This window comes from Legionella steigerwaltii (assembly GCF_001468065.1).
In the GTDB taxonomy this organism is placed as follows: Bacteria; Pseudomonadota; Gammaproteobacteria; order Legionellales; family Legionellaceae; genus Legionella; species Legionella steigerwaltii.
In genome coordinates this window covers 15,167-35,004 of sequence record NZ_LNYZ01000004.1, presented here as the reverse complement: position 1 = coordinate 35,004, position 19,838 = coordinate 15,167, and the positions used below count along the sequence as shown (strand labels likewise).

Here is a 19,838-nt window from a genome sequence, read left to right as displayed (position 1 = left end):
TCACCAGTAAGTGTACTTATTTAAATCCATCTGCTATCTTAAATTTAAGAAAAGGATACTTTAAGGTTAATATGGAACAGGATCGATTTAGCAGTAATAGTAAGCTCTATATTTTAGGCATGATTTGTTTGGTTCTTTGCCTAGGCTTATTTTTCTTTAGCTTATATATCTTGCCTTACCTGGCCTGGGGATTAAACTATAATGTTCCTGCTATTGTTTTAGATCTTTTGAGTTCATTGCAGGATGAATATAATTATACTGTTGGAGCCAGTAAGGTTGTAGTTTGGCTCATATTTTTTGTACCGAGTATGATTACTGGATTAATCTCTTACTTTGTATCCAATCACATAGATAATAATCTTTATAAATCAGAGTTGAAAGTTGAAGAGGAGCAAGAAAAACCTCCAAGTAAACAAATTGGGAAAGAAATAAGAGAATCTGCTGGCTTTGGATTAAAGATTCTTGGTTTAATGATCCTGATTGTGATCGTGATTTTTTTATTGCAATATCTCATCCAATCAACATCATAGCACATGGCAGGAGAGGTTATGGCGTATTTAAAACGTTGGAAAATTAAAAAAATTGTTAAGAAAATAAAAGCGATGCAAGCGAATCGGGTAAATAACCAACCCGGAGATGAAATGCTAAAAAAAGAGATTGCTTACTATTTTGAATTAGCATCCATTTACAGTAAGTTAAAAGGAAATAAAAAATTTCCTTATGCTAATTTAATGTATATGGAGTGCTATAGAGCGGCTGCAGGTTTGGATGATGCGGAAGCAAATTATCAAATAGGCCAAATGACACTTGAAGAAGCTAAGTTCAGACAAAATTTGGAAAAAGATGGCGTTTTTAAAAGTGAAACAAATCTGAAAAAATGCAATCAGCTTTTTGAAGAAGCACATGCATATTTATCTGCTGCAATAGCATTAAAGCATGTAGCTGCGAAGCGATTAAGAGGGCTTTGTTATATTAATGGTTGGGGCTTAGAACCTGATAAAAAAGCTGGTTTTGAATTAATTGTCGCAAGTATTGAGGAAGAAGGTTCTTGGGATAGAGTCCCCCAAATTTTTGCATCGATGGGACTGAATAAACCGGAATTCTTTTCGCAAATTATGCAACGTAGAAAATCATCGTAAAACATACAGTCTGGGTATACAGCAAAGCTGTACCCAGATGATGTTTCATTTAAGCTTATTGGTATAAGGTTTCCTTTAATATATAATTGTTGTTCGATTACACTTAATTGTGTGCAAAAGTATCTCATTTTTTTGCTTGATTATGTTTCGTCACTTTAAAAAAAAATTCCAACGCCCAATAACACCTAGTGAAAAACTGTATATTGTCAGTGACTTGATGAATTATTCCTTTGCGCTGCAACTGGTGCTTGAAATGGATGCAGAAGTAGACGTATCTTCCCTCAATCAAGCTATTGTTCAAACAAACTCTTCTAATTCATATGTTAACTTGCACGCAAATTTTAGATCTATCAATTCGATATGGTACTCGCGAGAATCATTGATAGATATCGAGATTGTTCAAGTTATAGAGAGAGAATGGGATGGTCAGGATATTCAACATGCATCATTTTTCCATGGACATCAATTTAATTCTGGACATTCCGCCACACAAGTTACCTATATAAAGGGAACACGCCATTTTTTGCTATTCCGGGCCTTTCATGGCGTAATGGATGGTATGGGCTTATATCACTGGGTGAATGAGATTTTTCGTGCATGGAGAAAAGAGCCTTTAATTGGTACGCAGCTGCTGATGACCGATTATGATTTTCTCAAACAAAATAGAAAAGACGAATATCGTCCTAATTTTCCATTGGATTGCATCGCACCAACAGGGAACACGGGTTTTACCCATTCTCATTATCTTTGGCATAAGGTAACCCTTCCTGGAAAAATCAATGCCATTACTGCCAAGATTTGCCAAATACTATTAGCTGCCGGAGTTGATTTGGGTGCTGAAAAGGCTCGTTTTATGATTCCTGTAGATTTACGTCAACATGTTGCTGATGCAAATACTACGGCGAATTTTGCAAACCCTATTTTTGTTGAGGCAAAAAAAGGAGAGACTTGGCCCATCATTTACAGTGATATTGTGAAACAGTTAGGTAGCCAAAATGAATTGCGGATTGGGAAGTACGATGCAATGGTGCGTCATTTACCTTTGTGGTTGCTAAAGGGATTACTCGATGCATTGATTTATTATCAAAATAAAAAAAATCGGTACATGATGTCTGGAATTGTTTCCAAATTATCGATTAATTTAACCGATCTTGATTCAAAACAGGGCAGTAAAGCCATCGATGGCTATTTTTTACCGATTAATGTTCCTATCGCACCAATTGTGTTTATTGTAACGGAGCATAATAATGCAACAACAATCTGCTTCTCTATATCAAATGCGCATGCTACAGCCAAAGAATGCGTTCACTTAGCGAACCAATTTAAAAAGTTGATGGATGAATCTGAGGTTTTCTCAGATAAAAAGCGACTTTGTGATACGTTATGGCCTATATACAACAATACACACGTTGCTTATCCGCAAGAAAAAAATATTTTTACAAAGATATGGGAACGTTGCATAGAACATCCCTATGAGCATGCCCTAATCTCAAAGACTCAAACTTTAACTTATAAACAATTAGGGCACCGTATTTTGGAAATCGCCAGTTATTTTTACGAATTTGGTGTTCGCTCTGGGCATATGGTTGCTATTTATTTACCACGAAATGAAGATATGGTTTGCTCCATGCTGGCTTGCTGGTATCTTGGTGCTGCTTATATTCCTATTGATATAAAATCACCCACTGCTTGGGTTTTAACTTTATTAGAAGATGCCAAGCCTGCTCTAGTTGTTCATGAGCAGAATACGGTATTAAATTATTCAGGTTTATGTACCTACATACCGTTACATATCGTTGGTGCAAATGCACCCCAGATAAACACAAATTCGCTAAATCAATTGGCTTATATTATCTATACCTCTGGGTCTACAGGTACCCCCAAGGGAGTAATGATCAATCATGGTCAACTGTTGAATTATTTATTCTGGGCCATTGATGCGTATCGCGATAGTAATCAACCTTACCATACAGCACTATTTACGAGTATGGCTTTTGATTTAACAGTGAGCTCATTGTATTTGCCCTTGCTTTCAGGGGGAAGCATGATGTTAATTCCTGACCCTATCAACTCGCTGACATTAAAAGGCATACTGACTAATCAAAAAATTAATTTTTTAAAACTTACACCATCACATCTGAGAATGATCAGTAATTTACCTATGAAGTCAAAGCATCAAGTCACTTTGGTTGTTGGTGGTGAAGATTTACCCTGCAAATTGGCCAAAACAGTTAGTGAAAAATTACCTGTTGCACGAATATTTAATGAATACGGTCCTACAGAAACGACTGTGGGTTGCATGATTCATCAATATGATCCCAAAAAGGATCTTCAAGGTAGTGTGCCTATTGGTGTTCCGGCGGCGAATACACGTATCTATTGCTTAAATAACCTACTAAAACCAGTCAGGATTGAAGAGCAAGGAGAAATTTATATTGCAGGAGCTTCTGTTGGGGTAGGCTATTTGAATCAGCCCGAACTAACCAATAAAAGTTTTATGGATGATCCTTTTTTTCCAGGACAGCGTATGTACCGGAGTGGTGATTTGGCGAAACATCGAGAAGATGGTTTGCTTGTTTATTTAGGAAGAAAGGATCAACAAACCAAAATTCGTGGTCATCGTATTGAGTTATCTGAAATTGAAAATGCCTTATTGGCAATTGAGGGTGTAGCGCAAGCTATAGTGATGCTCACAAAAGTAGATGGTGACTTAGAAAATAATGAGCTTGTTGCATATGTAGTACCTCATTCCAAAGAGCAGTTAACCGATTTACGTGCGGAATTGTCTCTTGTTCTTCCATCTTACATGGTACCAAAATATTTTATTTTTTTGACTGAATTGCCTTTAACGATTAATGGAAAGGTAGATTATAAAAAGCTACCAAGACCTATTTCTGTATCGATTTCTTCCAAGATCAATGAGGGTGACGATTTATTACCAATGATTCGTCAAATATTTGCAAATACCTTATCTTTACCTCTTGAAGTTATTGACAATCATGCTACTTTTGGCGACTTGGGAGGCGATTCCATACAAATGGCCTATATGATTAATGAAATGCTTATGAAAGTTATTTCTTCTGAACATCATGTTGCTTTTGGCGAAGAATTAGAACAGCTATTAGCGTGTCCAACGCCATATAATTTTTATGACCATCTCTCAAAACTCAGGTCTATTGCCGCGCTACCTTAGCATGTCTTCGTAAATTGCGAGGATCTCTCATCCTTTTGTGGAGAGTCCTATGAGTGTTAGTCAATAAATGGGAATTTGTATATAAATTGGTTTTTAAGGAATGATGTAAATGAACATTTTAGTTACTGGAGGTAGGGCGCCTGCTACCATGGACATTATGCGTAGCCTCATGAATCAGGGATATCAGGTTTATAGTGCTGAAAGCATGCTTTTTCCACTTTCACGATGTGTTAAAGGAGTGAAAAAACATTTTGTTGTCCCTAAGCCCAATCATGATTTGGCTGCGTTTTTAAAGGCAATAAAAGAAATAGTGATTCAATATAAAATTGATCTCCTTATTCCTACATGTGAAGAAATTTTCCATATCAGCCAGGACTATGATGAACTATCAAAACATACTAAGGTTTTTTGCGAACCTTTTGAACGCTTAAATCGATTGCATAATAAATATACGTTTAATCAACTTGTTGGTGAATATGGTTTGATTGCTCCGCCAAGTTGGTTAATTAACACAGATAAGGACAAACAAAATCTTCCTAATGATATCGCGCTTGTTTTAAAGCCCATTTTTTCCCGTTTTGGTTCCCGCACGCTCATAAAACCTTCGCAAAGGACCATTGCAGAGCTACCAATTAACGAACCGTATATTGCTCAACACTTTATTCAAGGAAAAGAATACAGCGCCTATGCGATTGCTCATAAAGGTGAGGTGTTAATTCAATCATGTTATCACTCGACCTATAGTGCAGGGCGTTCCACAGGAATTTATTTCGAGCCTGCAGAGATTAAGTCGATTAATGAATTTATTAAAATATTTTGTAAACGTTTCGAATTTAATGGTCAAATCGCTTTTGATTTTATTTTAATGAATGATAACGCGTATGTTTTAGAGTGTAATCCGAGAGTAACTAGTGGCTTTCATCTACTAACCGATAAAATTGATTGGCATACTATTTTAAGCGGACAACGTCAGTATGATATACCTAACATGCAGCATATGCAGCCTTATATGCTTGGCCAAGGAATGATGCTACACAGCTTCAAGTATATGCTAAAAAATCCGGTGCGTTTTATTAAAGATTACCGAAGAGCTCATGATGTATTAAAAAATAAAGCATATCCCTGGTTAAGATTGAAAAGTACACTTATGATGCTTAATGTGCTTTGCCGAGCGATCAGAATGAAGAAAGGATTTTATCCAGCCTCAACCTATGATATTGATTTTAATGGAATTGAAAGCTCTTGAAATAAATCATTTTTTTCTATAAGTTGTAGCTGGGCTATCGGTTCGAGTACCTATGCTACAATTCTGCACTAACCTGCACCCGTTGATCGAGTAAACGAACTTAGGTTGAAGTAAACATAAGTTCATGAGCATACTCTCTTTTCTCCCAAGTACTCAGGTAAAAGAACATAGGCTAGCTCTATAAGTAATTATTAGCCTCCTCATGTCTTCCACTAAATTCAATTTTGTTTTGCCTATAATTTAAATAACCAAGCCCTTAAGGAAGCAAAAATGAAAAAAATATTATTGAGTAGTGTTGGATTCTTATTTATTGTAAAAAGTTTTGCTATGGGTGAGCCTATAACGAATCCAGATGTAAATAAAAACTTGTTACCATCACCTTTTCCTGTATATATTCTTGGAAATAATGGGGTTGTCAATCATCCTTATCCTGGTGCTGAACAGGCCCTTTTACCAACAGATAACAGTTATACTATGACCCCCGGCTGCTATATTGCATGTTATTCACATAATAAAGGAGTTTACCCTGTGGCCGCAGATATTTATGTAATGGGTCAAATTAGGGTTCGGGGTACTTATGTGGACCGAATATGTCAGCCTGAAGGATATAAAGGAATGGATATAAGTAAAGCAACTAAGTTCAAGTTCCTCTGTGCCGCAAAATTTAATACATGTAAAAATAATACATGTTGGGCAGGAGGCGATACAGGTGGCTGGTTTGGCATTCAATAATTTTGATTTTTTTTGATGAGGTAGTAAACCGATGAAAATAGCAGTGTGCAGTGATGAACTCTATCCAGTGAATGAGTTCGTTGTACAAGAGCTTGAGCGCTTAGGGCACCAGGTTGTTCCATTTGGTGCACTCCAAACACGACAAAGTGAAGCATGGATAAAAACTGCTCAAATTGCCGCCAAAGCAATTCGCGATGGTGAGTGTGATGAAGGTATTTTCTTTTGCTGGACAGGTACGGGCATTTCGATCGTGGCTAATAAAGTTCCAGGCATACGAGCCGCGCTGTGTACTGATGCTCAAACAGCGAAAGGTGCACGGATATGGAATCAGGCAAATGTTTTGGCTCTATCCAATCGTCTATTAACCCAGGATTTAGCAAAAGAGATTTTGGAAGCCTGGTTTAATACAAAAAACGATGAAAAAGGGGAGCAGATTATCAAGGAAATTGAGGCAATAGAACGTGAGTATTACATTAGAAACTGCAATTAACTTACTGATTGGATAATAAATATTAATAAATGAGCTTCTTGTCATTAAAAACTTGTATAATTAAAACTTTCTGGCTAAATTAGAATTTTGCCTGCACGCTAAGGGTTATTTATGTTAAAACGTGATATTTCAACAACTAACATTCTAATTGTCTCTGCAGGTGGAATGATTGGCTCGGGGTGGTTGTTTAGTCCATTCATTAGTGCCCAAATGGCGGGTAGTAACTCATTGGTTTCATGGGTCATTGCTACTATTTTTATGCTGTTTATTGCGCTTCCTCTATGTGAACTTGGAACCATGTTCCCAATTTCTGGAGGGATGTCTAATTACCCAACTTTTACCCATGGCAAGGAAGTTGGATTTTTATTCGCATGGACATCGTGGTTGTCTTATGTCGTTATGACTCCTATAGAAATTCAAGCAATCCTGCAATATTCAAGTCACTTTTTTCCAGTACTAATTGTCAAAGATTCGACAACGTTTACGCTTTCAGGATATGGTTATGTTGCAGCAGTCGGCATCATGCTTTTTGTCGTTCTATTGAATTCCTATGGTATTAAATTGCTTGTTGAATGCAACAAGTATGCAAGTATTATTAAATTTATATTACCAAGTATCGCTATAGTTTCTTTACTACATGCTGCGCCGACTCTGGAGAATGTCAGCATTGATCTGTCGAGTAAAGAAAGTTGGATCAATATTTTCACTGCACTTTCAGCGGGAGGTGTTGCTTTTGCTTTCACTGGATTCCAAAATGGCTTGATATTGGCAGGAGAAGTAAAAAATCCACAGCGAAATATTCCTATTGCTATATTAGGGGCCGTACTGATTGGATTTATTTTGTACTTCATGTTGCAATTGAGTTTTATCGCAGCCGTGCCTCAGAAGTACCTAACTAATGGTTGGCATACTCTAAGTTATCCAGGAGATAGCGGACCTTTAGTGGGTTTAACTTTGCTTTTAGGACTCAGTGTTGTCGCTACTTTGCTATTAATTGATGCCGCTTTTTCTCCTTTTGGAACAACTTTAGTGTATACAGCAGCAACTTCGCGGATTTTGTATGGAATGGCATTAAATGATCATTTACCCAAAGCCTTTCTAAAGGTGAATCGTCATAAGATTCCTTATGTGACGCTTTATGCAAATTTATTAGTGGGAATGTTTTCATTCCTTCCATTTCCAGGGTGGCAGAAGTTGGTAGCGTTTCTTTCTTCTGCAAGTATTCTGTCATACAGCATTGGCCCAATATGCCTTTTAGCAATGCGTAAATTACAGCCACAAACGCCGAGGCCTTTTAGACTTTCTGGCGCATTAGTTTGTTCTCATATTGCATTTTATTTTTGTAATTTAATGCTGTATTGGTGCGGATTTTCAATCATATGGAAGTTGGATATCGCGTTACTTATAGGTATTCTGATTTATTGCGTCTATCATCGTAAAAACAGTTGGGATAATAGTGCACTTTTATATTGGTTTTTATTTTATATGGTGACGATACTTGTTATTTCCTATTTGGGGGTTTTTGGAGGTATAGGTATTTTAAAGTTTCCCTTTGATCTATTTAGTTTATTACCCTTGAGTATCTTTATTCTTTATTCATCTCAAAGATTGTTGAGCCCTGAGCGTCATGAACATGTTGATGCCATCTCAGAAGAATCAACTGCAGTTTTGGAGGATAAAATTCTTACTTAAAGTATCATTTATGATACAATTGTGCACATTTTATTAATATGGATTGTCATATGCTGTTTGGATTATTTAATCTCAAGTATTTAAGTAGACATTTTTATCTATTTTTAGGGATTTTCTTTTTATCGGTTTCTTGTGCAACTGAAGTACCAATTTATGATTTTTCGATAAAACCTTATTCTCAAAATATCAATGATTATTTACCTTCCAACGGTGATGACTATGAGAGTCCTTTATTAACGCATGAATACCAAGTGGCTCAATTGCAGCAGTTTTATAATCATTACTACTCTGACAGTTCCGAAGGTCTCTCTCCATGGAATGATAGAATGGTGCTCTCTATTCTTCCTGTGGTGAAAAAAATTGAATTGGAGTTATTAAAGGAATATGACAATCAAAATAAACCCAATGAAGAGCGGCACTATGCTGAAAACTTTAAAGAGCATGATGCAATATGGCTAAATCGTATTCAACGCAATATGGATTTGTCAGCTATTGATGCATTAGGTTTTAACGAAAAAAATAGGGCTATTGCCGTAAATAATACTTTTGCACGAGCTCTTCCAGAGCATGCTCCAGATTTTTTTCATTTCACTATGCCAGGACAAGGATTTCCATTTGATAATTTACAAGAGTCAGTAATTTGGGCAGGAACACCACTCTATGTTTTCACCACGTCCCAGGATAAGTCTTGGTCCTTAGTATTAACACCCGATGCTTATTTTGCTTGGGTAAAAAGCTCGGATATTGCTTACACTTCAACTCAATTTATTGAACAATGGAAAAACGCGGCAACTAAGGGGCTTGTTGCGATTACTGAAACTGAAACAAGTATTATGAATCAGCATCATCACTTCCAATTTTCAGGATATATTGGTGCAGTATTTCCGCTTTCAAGTCGTGATGATAATTCAATATCTATCTTGATCCCAGTAAAGAACGAACATCATCAAGCAGTGATTCAGACAGGGTTTGTATCCTCACAATCTGCTAGCTTAATGCCTCTTGATGCTTCGAAAAAAAATATGGCTAAGCTCCTGAAACAATTACAAAATCGTCCTTATGGCTGGGGTGGGGCCTTCTTTTTTAATGATTGCTCACAAGAATTAAAGAGCCTATTTACTCCATTTGGAATTTGGCTACCGCGTAATTCGGCACAACAGGCAAAAATAAGTTCTGGGGTTGATTTAACTAAAAATACAGTTGATGAGCGGCTCAGTAATTTGAAGACGAAAGGACATCCACTTATGACGATTATTTATATTGGAGGCCATGTGATGCTTTATTTAGGAAATAGGTCTATAAATAATCATGAGGAAGCGGCAATGACTTATCAAAATGTTTGGGGACTTAGTCCTGAAAACAGAGATAAGCGTTATATTATTGGGCAAGCGGTGTTTTTTCCTTTGCTTAAATATTATCCTGAAAATCCGGATATAAGTTCACTGGCTAATAAATCTTATTTTAAGATGATTTATCTTGATGAATTAAATGCAAAAAGTCCGACACCCGAAACGTTTTCACGCAGCTTTATGAAGCCTGATAGCCCTAATTTGATCCCATAAAATGATAAAATCAAAAAGTGCATTCATTTTTTTGGTACTTTTGTTCTGTTTGGTTTATCTCTTGATGCCAATGACAGAGCAATCAACTGAACCTTGTGCTGTAGTCGCTTTAAAGGATGTTCCTGAGTCTTCGTCGCAAGTGATTGTAGTACATCTCATCAAAGGTTTTGAAGCTGAGGTGACTGCATGTAAGAAACAAAAGCATGAATGGAAACAGCAGTTTGACTCTTTTCCTGCAGTTGTGGGTAAAAAAGGGATAGCGCCTATAGGGAAAAAGCAAGAAGGGGATATGAAAACTCCAGCGGGTTTATATCCTTTGGGCGAGGCGTTTGGATCTAAACCTTTAGCACTTAAAATGGATTTTAAATACATCACTTCGGATGATAAATTTATAGATGATGTCTCACATAAAAGTTATAACACTTGGGTTAGGGGAGATACAGATGCCCAAAGTTATGAATCTATGCTGATTGACGCGTATAAAATGGGAGTAGTAATCAATTACAATATGAATCCAGTAGTTCCCGGTGCTGGAAGTGCTATTTTTATACATCTATGGCGATCGATAAATGTAGGGACTTATGGATGCATTGCTATGGATGAACCTCATTTGCTTAGGCTCCTTCATTGGTTGGATAAGAAACAGCAACCCTTTATTTACATATCAAACTCCTTGTAGTTAGGATAACAATGAATCCTGAATTGATGCATCTGTAAAATTCTTAGATTAGAGGGGTTGCACTTCGGCTCTGAATGGGTAAAGCTATACCTCATTGTCTCTTTTATTAGGTAAATGCCGTGCGTTATTCTAATTATTTATGGGTCTTTGCTGCTTTTTTCTTTAATCAAATTGCTAATTCTCAAACGCTATCAGAAAAAATAGATGGGATTATTGCACAACAGCTACCCCATGCAACTGTTGGCATACTTATTAAAGAAGCAAAGACAGGGCAAGTTGTTTACAGCAGAAATGCTGATAAGCTATTGTCTCCAGCCAGCGGGATGAAGCTACTTACAGCTGCAGCGGCACTTTATCAATTAAAACCTGACTATCGCTTTATAACGACTCTGTCTCGAAAAAATCAAGACTACTATGTTCAATTTACAGGGTCACCCTCATTTACTGTAGATAATTTGACTTCTTTATTACTCAATTTGAAAAAAAATAAAGTAAACGCAATAAACGGTAATGTGATTATTGACAGCTCACAATATCAAGCCCCGTATTACCCAAGCGGAACTTCTTATGACGATTTAGGTTGGTATTACGCTGCTCCAGATACAGCGGCAATTTTGAATGGAAATAAAGTAGCTTATGAATTAATTAGTGCAAATGAATTAGGCCAACCAGCCAAGGTCAAACCCAAAACCCTACCTAAAGCATTAACACTTATTAATGAAGTAGTTACAGTGAGTAAAGAAGAGGAAAAAAATCATTGTAGCCTGAATCTTGAAATTAAACCCAATAATACCATGCGCTTATATGGCTGTATGATTCAAGAAAAAAATCCTAAGTTAATAGAACTTGCCATTCCTGATCCTATTTTATTAGTAAAACAAGTAATCAAAAAGTCTATTGATAAAAGTAGTATTGCATTGAAAGGAAAAATCATTACAGGAGTATCCCCATCTGATACGGACTTTATTGCTAGCTTTCAATCCAAAGCACTCAGTAAATTGATAATACATATGTTACAGGAGTCGGATAATCTTTATGCGAACAGTTTAACCAAAAAATTAGGTTATTCACTCACTGGAAAGGGGACTCATAAAGAAGGAGCTTTCGCGATTAAAAAAGTATTATCTGAGCATACACACCTGGATCTCTCGCAAATGGAGATCGTGGATGGTGAAGGAACTCGTTATAATTTGGTAACTGCGGAGCAAATGGTAAACTTACTTACGGATCTTTATCAAGATCAAGACATGAAAACGATTTTCATCAAGGCATTACCGCAAGCAGGTGTTTCAGGAACTTTAAAAGACAGAATGAAGAAAACCATGCTAGAGAAAAAAGTGTATGCTAAAACCGGTTCAATGCATGATATTTCATCATTATCGGGTTTCATTATTAATCCAAACGAAAAAACATTTATTTTTTCTATTATTATCAATGGTGTGAATCAACCTCTAGAAAAAGCTAAATCACTTGAGGAAAAAATATTATTGGCTTTAGATGAATACAGTTTAGAAGGCAGTCCTACTTAATCTCTCAATATTATTCCTTAAAGACTGGCTATATCCGTTTTTTTAACACTCCTGTTTCCAAGCCCAGCTCATTGTAACTGGGCTACATAATTTCAATTATATATAACCCTTTTCTTTGGCTTATACTAAATTAATAGCAAAGGAAAAGAATATGAACGAGAAGGGATACTATAGAATTTTTACCTATTTAATCGGGGACATTTGTTTCCTTATTGGCTTTTTGGTCTTATTCATTTGGTATTTCGATTCTCACTTATTTATTGATTTTCCTGGATATGCTTTTATGAAGCCAAGTACGGCACTCTGCTTTATTTTAGGAAGCTCATCATTAATTTGTTTAAATAGAAAGTTGATTAAATCCAGCCGAACGCTTAGTTGTATTCTCATATTATTTTCTGGGTTTATTTTGGCTGAACATATTTTGAATACTCAGTTTCTTGACGCGTTCTTTATTAAAATTTTTGCACTCAATTTCAATCAATATCCAGGACCTACTGCACCAAGTGTTGCATTTGGTTTTCTCATTATTGCTCTTTGTCTTATTATTGTTTCATTTCATTTTTCCATTGCTTGGCTTTGGCTGAGTTTATTTGGCGTTTTTTTTACCTTAAGCTTGGGGTTTATAGCCAGTACCAATTATTTTATTGATTTCGCAACAGTCTTTGGCGCTGGCAGATGGATGAAAATTTCTATCTATACTTCTGCTGGATTGATTCTTTTAAGTTTAGGTGTCATTTCCTACATTAATTCAAAAAATGTAAAGCATGCACTCGTTTCTCTTCCTTTAATAACAGTTTTTATAATTTTAAATATCACCATATTAGGATGGCAGTTCACTAAAAAAAATCAAGAAAACTCATTGAGCATGTTATTACAGTTGAAAGTTGAAAATATAGAGGATGTAATTGAGTCTCACATCCTTGAGCTTACCTCTTCCTTTTCAAGAATTACTTATCGTTGGCTGAATCGACAAACAACGCCGGAGAATGAATGGCGTGCTGATGTGATGCATTACATTCACGATCAACCAGGTTATAGAGCAATTGAATGGGTTGATAACAAATATATTACACAATGGATTGTGCCTAAAGAAGGTAATGAATTAATTAAAGAACTTAACCTATACAAAGATGCAGATCGACGTAAAGAAATGTCAAAAAGTTTAACAAAAAATGAGCTGCAACTAAGTACCCAGTTTGATCTCCTTGATGAAGATAAAGTGATCTTATTAATGAGCCCAATTATTAAAGAAAAACAGTTTCAAGGGTTTATGGTCGGAGTTTTAAGCACACAAATGTTTTTAGAAGACATTTTAAAGAAAACGGATATACAAGGATACAATCTGAGCATCTCTGATGCTTCAGGACTTTTGTTTACTAACGCACAAGGAGACCATACCTTTTACAAGGGTTGGAAACACAGCATTATTCTTCCCTTGTTCGGGCAAAATTGGAAGATCACACTTTGGCCTTCTACTGCGCTTCATGCTCAGGTTATTACATCATTTTTTCCATCCATGATTTTGTTTACTGGAATGCTTATGGCGCTGTTTTCTGGATTTTTAATTTATACACTGCAATTTATAAAAGGAAATACTGAAAAATTAAATCGAACACAAACAGAATTGGCTAATGCTCGTGAACGTTTACATGGAATTATTGAGGGGAGTAGTGATTTAGTTGCCGCAATTGATTTGAATTATGATTTTATTGCGTTTAATACAATGTATAAATGTGAAGTTTATCGTATTTTCAAAATTGATATAGAAATTGGTATGAACTTTAGGGCACTTTTACCGAAAATGAGTGAAGAGAACCAAAAGAAAACTATGTCGCTTTGGGAAAAAGCAATGAAAGGTTCCGCATTCACCGTGATTGAGTCATTTAAAGACAAACAACATGAGGGGCTGGATTTCGAAATACATTATAACCCAATCCGTGATTCAGACGGTAAGCTTATCGGTGTGAGTCATTTTGCAATCAATGTTCACCAGCGTATTCAAAGTGAAAGAAAAATTGAAGAATCAAAACATGAACTTGAAAATGTAATTAAAAGTCTTGAAATGCAAAATAAAGAACTTGAATTATTGAAGGAGTTAATGAGCTTATTGCAATCAAGTCTTTCCATGAATGATGCGGTTGAAATCATTAAAAATTACAGTAAACGCATTTTATCAGGTACTTCTGGGATTGTTTATCTGATTTCGTCAGATAACTTAGACCTAATTAGTAGAGTTTTAAGTTGGGGTGAGCCCGTTTCCAATTTATTTCTTTTTAAACCAAAAAATTGCTTGTCGATATTAAGGCATCAATCCTATTATATTTCTGATACCACTGAAGGCGTTTTATGCAATCATATTAAAAAAGCGGATAAAAAACCTGAAAGTTATGTTTGTTTGCCCTTATTTGCCCAAAATGAGATGTTAGGACTATTTTATGTGGAATTTGGGTTAAATACTGACAAACAGCGATTAATTGCTTTAGCACAAATTATCGCAGAACAGTCTGCATTGAGCATTTACAATATTAAGCTTCGTGATGTTCTAAAAACTCAATCTACTCAGGATAGTTTAACTGGTGTTTATAACCGACGGTTCTTTGAAGAATATCTCCAAAATGAAATTCTAAAGTCTAAAAGTAATCCATTCCCATTTGCTCTTTTATTAATTGATATTGATTTTTTTAAACGAATAAATGATACCTATGGTCACTTGGTTGGCGATCAGGTTCTTTTTGAATTTGCTGTAAAAATACGTCAAATATGTAGTCAAGATGATTTGGTATCACGTTGGGGAGGTGAGGAGTTTATAATTTTCTTAAAAACCAATAGCTTAGATGCTGCAAAATCAAAAGCTGAGACACTACGTGAGTCCATTGAACAGTTCACTATCGACGTCAACCAAGAAGAACCAATCTCCGTTACGATCTCAGTTGGGATATCTTTTTATCCTTATGATGGGAAAAAAGTAGTTGATTTGATATCCAAAGCGGATGAAGCACTTTATCAAGCAAAGAAAATGGGTCGTAATAAAGTTGTAGCCAGTTCAAACATGCATCAAAATCGCAACCATTAAATGCTAAGAGGGCTTGTTTCATCAAGTATCTTGCATGTATCTGACGTTTTAAAATTGGGTGCAATTTTTACAATATCGTTAGTTTGAAAAGTTTTCCAATTAATTTTTTGATACAGTTGGCGGTTAAAAGTGAATGAATAACAAAAAAATGGTGTGTTATTACCATATAGATCTGTAGCTAGCAGGTAAGATTTAATATAAATCTGATCCGTTTTTCTATTCGAGGAATACAGGTTATGAATAATTTTCATAACATAGGGTATTGATACCAGTGCAGCGAGTTCCGTTTTATAAAAACCTGCTTCAGTATTGGAAAGATTTGCATCTACTAGTCCGGCCTTTTGTAAGTTGGGAATATTTTTAAATATTTTGCTTTGATCGATATAAATAGAGAGTTCTTGTTTTGAAAAATTATGGTCAAGGCCTACAGCATCACTATGATGGGTGTGCTTTGCTATTGCAAGTGATGAAAATGCAAAACCAAATAGAATGTAAGGAATTGATAATAAGCGCATTATTTTCCCTAAATAGTGCGTTGTATATAGTTACAGTATAACAAAGGTTTGAATTATAAATTGAGTCATTTGATTTAATTATGATATTCCAGATATTGTTATTGATAATAAAATCTGGATAATCAACCAATACTATTATTTGAAGGTATAAGTCTGTGAATACTGAAAAACTATTTTCTTATGGCACATTGCGTTATGAATCGGTGCAATTAAGTAATTTTGGAAGAAAATTGGATGGCACAGCAGATAGTCTTCCTGGTTTTGGCATGTCAAAAGTAAAAATAAAGGATTCGGATGTTATTGCTGCAAGTGGTGAAGACGAGCATCCAATTATTACTTATACTGGAAATTCAACGGATAGTGTAGACGGCATGGTATTTGATGTCAGTGCCGAGGAGTTAAAAAAAGCTGATTCTTATGAAGTGGCAGACTATAAACGGATTCAAGTGAAGCTTATTTCAGGCATATTGGCGTGGGTGTATGTACATGTTGAGAGTAATTGAATAACTTGTTTTATTTGATCCAAACAGAATTGTAGCCTGGGTTCCGCGACGCGGAACCCGGGAAATCGCTGGAAGGAAAACCCGGGCTACGGCATGCACCTTCACCTAGGCTACAATTTTTAATGAATCGTTGCATTCTCAATGAACTGCACGATGCTCATCTTTAACCCATCTCATCAAAAATGCTCCGATTATTTGGTATAAAGGTAAAATAGCCAAAGCAATATGATAACTAAATAGTGAAAAATCGTGAGAAGTACCTGCATTGCTAAAAGCATCTAGAAGTTTCCCTATTGCAGGCTCAGTAGTTGCATCTAAGAAAGCGTCACTGGCATTGATTAAAGAGGTTACTGTACCTGCAAGATATAATGGATTTGATTCTTTCCCAATTACAAATACTAATGGAAATGCGCCTAAACTAAAGCCAAAAAGAAAAAGTAATACACTCAGTAACCAGATTGGCATAGGGTGCGCGTAGATCACCAAACTAATGGATAAAGCAGAGACTAAAGTGCTGTAAAACATAAAAGCACAACGATTTTGTATGCGGTTAATAAACAATGCAAATACAGGACATGCAATTGCTAATCCTACGAAAACTAAAGAAATAAGTGACGGAGCTACTAATTTATCTAAATGATATGCTTTTTGTAAAAAAGGATTTCCCCATAAACCGCAAAAAATAACGATGGGAGAGAATGCTAAACCACTGTATCCAGTTAATAGCCAGTTTTGTTTATTTTTTACAATCAATAAAATATCTTGCCATAGATGAGGGTTTTTTGAAGCATGCGTTTCAGATTTAGATTTTTCAAAGGAAAAAGTTGGGTTATCTTTAACAATAAATAGGAACATGAACGCTAAAACTATTCCCATCCAAGCTACATTGGCTAAACTGGCTCTCCAACCTATCTGATCAACTAACCATGCTAATGGCATTTGCCCGAAAATTGCACCAACCATAGCTGCAGTAACAAGTAATGAGGTTAGCAAGGCATAATGTTTTTTGGGAAACCATACTGCTGCTAGTTTAAAATAAGCGATGGAAGCAAAAGAAACACCAACTCCGGTTAAAGAGCGTCCTAAAATAGCGGTATTTAAATCCTGTGCTTGCGAAAAAATATAAATTCCAAGGGCGCAGCAAAAAATGGCTCCTGTGGTAACCCATCGAGTACCATAATGATCGAGGATAATTCCTACAAATAAGGGAACAATTAGATAGGTCCAGAAATACACACCTGATAAAACACCAAGGCCTAACCCCTGGAGGTGAAATGTGTCCATCAGTTGTTGAGGCATTACACTTGGAAAGTTTTGGAGGATGTATTTATAAAATAAAAATGCAGCACATAAACTAATGATAAAGATGGCGCGATAAGTAATTTGTTTCTGTGATGCTTCTGCATCAAGTGCGTTTCCCATAATGAATCTCCTCAAGATAGTTAGTCGTATCGCTTTGATTATTTTGCCTTCTCCCTAGAGAGGCTGATAATCAAAAACGCGACTCTAGGGCGAGGAGAGGAAGACCACTACCACCACAACAACAGAGACGACAGAAGCAATAACACGCGCCAACTTAACCGAGCTGTTTAAAGAAAATTGATGTTGTGCGCCATTGCTCATATATATTACAGAATGTGAAATAAATTATTCATTACTTGAATAGTAACAATTTGTGCTTGATCTTGTCAAATAGAATATCAAAAGAATTTAGATTCTTTATAATTCTACGCTCAGCTTTTACGTGAACGTATGCGTGCCCGTGAATATGGCCCGAGACTGGGCTTAACAGCCCAGCCTACACTATTTTTTATGCCTTAAATCGGATTCCAATTCGGGTATAGGAATATCTGGCATCAGCTTTTTAGCTCCATAGAGCCAACCAAGTTGCATAATTTCACCGGGTTTAGCTTCATTGATTTGTGCATCCAATGTACCTTTTCCATCTGGTGGAACTATAGCCTCAAGCGCACTTCTAATGTCTTTAGGATGTGGTGCAGGTGGATGGGTTGGTGCCAAGCAATCTAAACTACGCATCATAAGGGAGTAGCTGCTTTGAGGCTCGGGTTTAGGAGCTACTACTTTTGGGGTGGGTTTAGGTGTCATTGCTAAAGGTGTGACTTCATGAGATTGGCTTAATAATGCGCGTTGAGCTTTAGCACTCGTTAACGCATGAAGCATCTCGACCTTACTTGCTTTGGTTTGCTCAAGGCGCTCAATGGCATTACTCTGCCTCGATTTAAGAGGGTGCATACGTTGACTCAGTGAATCGAGTTGTTGTTGTCTTCTTGCATAGTAGTCAGCAATCGGGTCAATAATTAAAATAGCTTGGCTAAAATCATCAACAGGATTCGGCTGAGCATTGAGGAGATTTTTTTCCTTTTTCAAAAATTGCTGAGCTTGCTGGTATGCACGTTCTTGTAATCTTAATCCATCTAACTCTCGTTCACGGAACGGTATTGGTACGTGTATTTGATCAAGACGTTGCATTTGATCCAATCTGCTCCTAACTTGATCAATTAATTTTTGAACTACTTGTTCTTGACTTTGAGGCGGCTGTTCAAATTGAGTTTTATAAAAGTCAATTTGATCTTGCAGCATTCGAATTTTCCTAGCAATGGGTGATTCAACAATCTCTTGGACGCCACTGACATCACTTGTGGTAGCTGATTGTGCTGTATACTGTGCTCTAAGAGTGTCTAGCTGTGAAGTTAAAGAAGCTACTTGTTGGTTCGAATAGTTAACAAATTGAGTCATTGGTTGATTATTGAATAGAGGCGCCTGAAGAAATGTACTGATCACATCCAAATGGTCAGTCATATAGGCATGATTCTCTTCCAATAATAAGGCTTCTTCTTCAAGAGCCTTCAACGCTTCTTCTATTTCTTCTAATTCTTCCTCGATGCTTTTCTCTTCTTCATCTAAAGCCTTGAGCGCCTTAGTATATGCTTGAATGTTAGCGTCCATAATTTGTAGTGCAATAATGTTAGCTTTTGGTCCTTCAACAGTTTTTGTTTCTTTAAGTTTTTGATCGATTTGTTGCTGAATAACTTCATTAACGTGTTTTGCAAGTGCTTTGTCTTTTGCAATGGATGCCATAAGAAGATAAAGCAATCGTTGTTGCTTAAGCATTTCCTCGGCATTTCGTTCTCTAATGAATTGAAGTTGAGCCTCTTCCTTAATAAGTTCTTTGATTATCATATTGATTGTTTCGTGACCGCCAGCTGTTTTAAGGAACTCAAACACCTGTTTCGCATTTTTTAGCCCAAAACGAGAAAGAAATTGAATCGCCAAATAAGGATCCTTTTCTTGGCTATTAGGATTGTTATTTCGTTCTATGGTAGCAAACCATTGTTCTAGTTGACTTGAAGTTAAAGTCATTGGTGATGTAGTGGGCACAGAAGAACTCCAATATTCATATCTGTACAAATTATAAACTTTTTTGGGTTTAAAGTAAAGTGGTTCATTTCGTAATAAACCGAGAA

The 19,838-nt window shown here is 36.2% G+C and carries 15 protein-coding genes; 12 read left to right on the top strand and 3 right to left on the bottom strand.

Features of this window, described 5'->3' with window-relative positions; all coding sequences use genetic code 11:
- The first annotated feature begins 71 nt into the window (after positions 1-71).
- From Lstg_RS03175 to Lstg_RS03125, 11 genes are all read left to right on the top strand, one after another.
- Positions 72-530 (top strand): hypothetical protein, encoded by a 459-nt coding sequence (locus tag Lstg_RS03175; RefSeq protein ID WP_058476223.1) that lies wholly within the window; start codon positions 72-74, stop codon positions 528-530.
- An 18-nt stretch (positions 531-548) separates the two neighbouring features.
- Positions 549-1,139 (top strand): SEL1-like repeat protein, encoded by a 591-nt coding sequence (locus Lstg_RS03170; RefSeq protein ID WP_058476222.1) that lies wholly within the window; start codon positions 549-551, stop codon positions 1,137-1,139.
- A gap of 142 nt (positions 1,140-1,281) precedes the next feature.
- On the top strand, positions 1,282-4,332 hold the full coding sequence (locus Lstg_RS03165; protein WP_058476221.1) for a non-ribosomal peptide synthetase: 3,051 nt from the start codon (positions 1,282-1,284) through the stop codon (positions 4,330-4,332).
- 109 nt (positions 4,333-4,441) lie between these two features.
- Positions 4,442-5,578 (top strand): ATP-grasp domain-containing protein, encoded by a 1,137-nt coding sequence (locus Lstg_RS03160; protein WP_058476220.1) that lies wholly within the window; start codon positions 4,442-4,444, stop codon positions 5,576-5,578.
- A 270-nt stretch (positions 5,579-5,848) separates the two neighbouring features.
- Positions 5,849-6,310, top strand: coding sequence for a hypothetical protein (locus Lstg_RS03155; protein ID WP_058476219.1), 462 nt, complete (start codon positions 5,849-5,851; stop codon positions 6,308-6,310).
- A 31-nt stretch (positions 6,311-6,341) separates the two neighbouring features.
- Entirely contained in the window at positions 6,342-6,800 is a 459-nt protein-coding gene (locus Lstg_RS03150) for an RpiB/LacA/LacB family sugar-phosphate isomerase (protein WP_058476218.1), read from the top strand.
- A 111-nt stretch (positions 6,801-6,911) separates the two neighbouring features.
- Positions 6,912-8,492 (top strand): APC family permease, encoded by a 1,581-nt coding sequence (locus tag Lstg_RS03145; RefSeq protein ID WP_058476217.1) that lies wholly within the window; start codon positions 6,912-6,914, stop codon positions 8,490-8,492.
- Positions 8,493-8,542: 50 nt separating this feature from the next.
- Positions 8,543-10,054, top strand: a complete 1,512-nt coding sequence (locus tag Lstg_RS03140) for an SH3 domain-containing protein (protein WP_082650791.1) — start codon at positions 8,543-8,545, stop codon at positions 10,052-10,054.
- A gap of 1 nt (position 10,055) precedes the next feature.
- A complete protein-coding gene (locus tag Lstg_RS03135; RefSeq protein ID WP_058476216.1) occupies positions 10,056-10,733 on the top strand; it encodes a L,D-transpeptidase family protein in 678 nt (225 codons plus the stop codon).
- A 119-nt stretch (positions 10,734-10,852) separates the two neighbouring features.
- Positions 10,853-12,262, top strand: a complete 1,410-nt coding sequence (gene dacB, locus Lstg_RS03130) for a D-alanyl-D-alanine carboxypeptidase/D-alanyl-D-alanine endopeptidase (protein ID WP_058476215.1) — start codon at positions 10,853-10,855, stop codon at positions 12,260-12,262.
- Between the two features lie 151 nt (positions 12,263-12,413).
- Complete coding sequence (locus Lstg_RS03125; RefSeq protein WP_058476214.1) at positions 12,414-15,335, top strand: diguanylate cyclase; 2,922 nt, start codon at positions 12,414-12,416, stop codon at positions 15,333-15,335.
- On the opposite strand, the gene Lstg_RS03120 is transcribed toward Lstg_RS03125, so the two are convergent.
- Complete coding sequence (locus Lstg_RS03120; RefSeq protein ID WP_058476213.1) at positions 15,332-15,850, bottom strand: hypothetical protein; 519 nt, start codon at positions 15,848-15,850, stop codon at positions 15,332-15,334. The two genes, Lstg_RS03125 and Lstg_RS03120, sit on opposite strands and share 4 nt — an antisense overlap.
- A 155-nt stretch (positions 15,851-16,005) precedes the next feature.
- Between Lstg_RS03120 and Lstg_RS03115 the strand changes: the two genes are divergently transcribed.
- Complete coding sequence (locus Lstg_RS03115) at positions 16,006-16,353, top strand: gamma-glutamylcyclotransferase family protein (RefSeq protein ID WP_058476212.1); 348 nt, start codon at positions 16,006-16,008, stop codon at positions 16,351-16,353.
- 138 nt (positions 16,354-16,491) lie between these two features.
- Here the strand turns inward: Lstg_RS03115 and Lstg_RS03110 are convergent, their stop codons facing one another.
- On the bottom strand, positions 16,492-17,775 hold the full coding sequence (locus tag Lstg_RS03110; protein WP_058476211.1) for an MFS transporter: 1,284 nt from the start codon (positions 17,773-17,775) through the stop codon (positions 16,492-16,494).
- 381 nt (positions 17,776-18,156) lie between these two features.
- Complete coding sequence (locus tag Lstg_RS03105) at positions 18,157-19,752, bottom strand: hypothetical protein (protein ID WP_133129182.1); 1,596 nt, start codon at positions 19,750-19,752, stop codon at positions 18,157-18,159.
- Positions 19,753-19,838 lie beyond the last annotated feature (86 nt).

Bases quoted from the DNA above. Each gene is read 5' to 3' on its own strand.
- Lstg_RS03175 (WP_058476223.1), top strand. From the start codon at position 72: ATGGAACAGGATCGATTTAGCAGTAATAGTAAGCTCTATATTTTAGGC.
- Lstg_RS03170 (WP_058476222.1), top strand. From the start codon at position 549: ATGGCGTATTTAAAACGTTGGAAAATTAAAAAAATTGTTAAGAAAATA.
- Lstg_RS03165 (WP_058476221.1), top strand. From the start codon at position 1,282: ATGTTTCGTCACTTTAAAAAAAAATTCCAACGCCCAATAACACCTAGT.
- Lstg_RS03160 (WP_058476220.1), top strand. From the start codon at position 4,442: ATGAACATTTTAGTTACTGGAGGTAGGGCGCCTGCTACCATGGACATT.
- Lstg_RS03155 (WP_058476219.1), top strand. From the start codon at position 5,849: ATGAAAAAAATATTATTGAGTAGTGTTGGATTCTTATTTATTGTAAAA.
- Lstg_RS03150 (WP_058476218.1), top strand. From the start codon at position 6,342: ATGAAAATAGCAGTGTGCAGTGATGAACTCTATCCAGTGAATGAGTTC.
- Lstg_RS03145 (WP_058476217.1), top strand. From the start codon at position 6,912: ATGTTAAAACGTGATATTTCAACAACTAACATTCTAATTGTCTCTGCA.
- Lstg_RS03140 (WP_082650791.1), top strand. From the start codon at position 8,543: ATGCTGTTTGGATTATTTAATCTCAAGTATTTAAGTAGACATTTTTAT.
- Lstg_RS03135 (WP_058476216.1), top strand. From the start codon at position 10,056: ATGATAAAATCAAAAAGTGCATTCATTTTTTTGGTACTTTTGTTCTGT.
- Lstg_RS03125 (WP_058476214.1), top strand. From the start codon at position 12,414: ATGAACGAGAAGGGATACTATAGAATTTTTACCTATTTAATCGGGGAC.
- Lstg_RS03120 (WP_058476213.1), bottom strand. From the start codon at position 15,850: ATGCGCTTATTATCAATTCCTTACATTCTATTTGGTTTTGCATTTTCA.
- Lstg_RS03110 (WP_058476211.1), bottom strand. From the start codon at position 17,775: ATGGGAAACGCACTTGATGCAGAAGCATCACAGAAACAAATTACTTAT.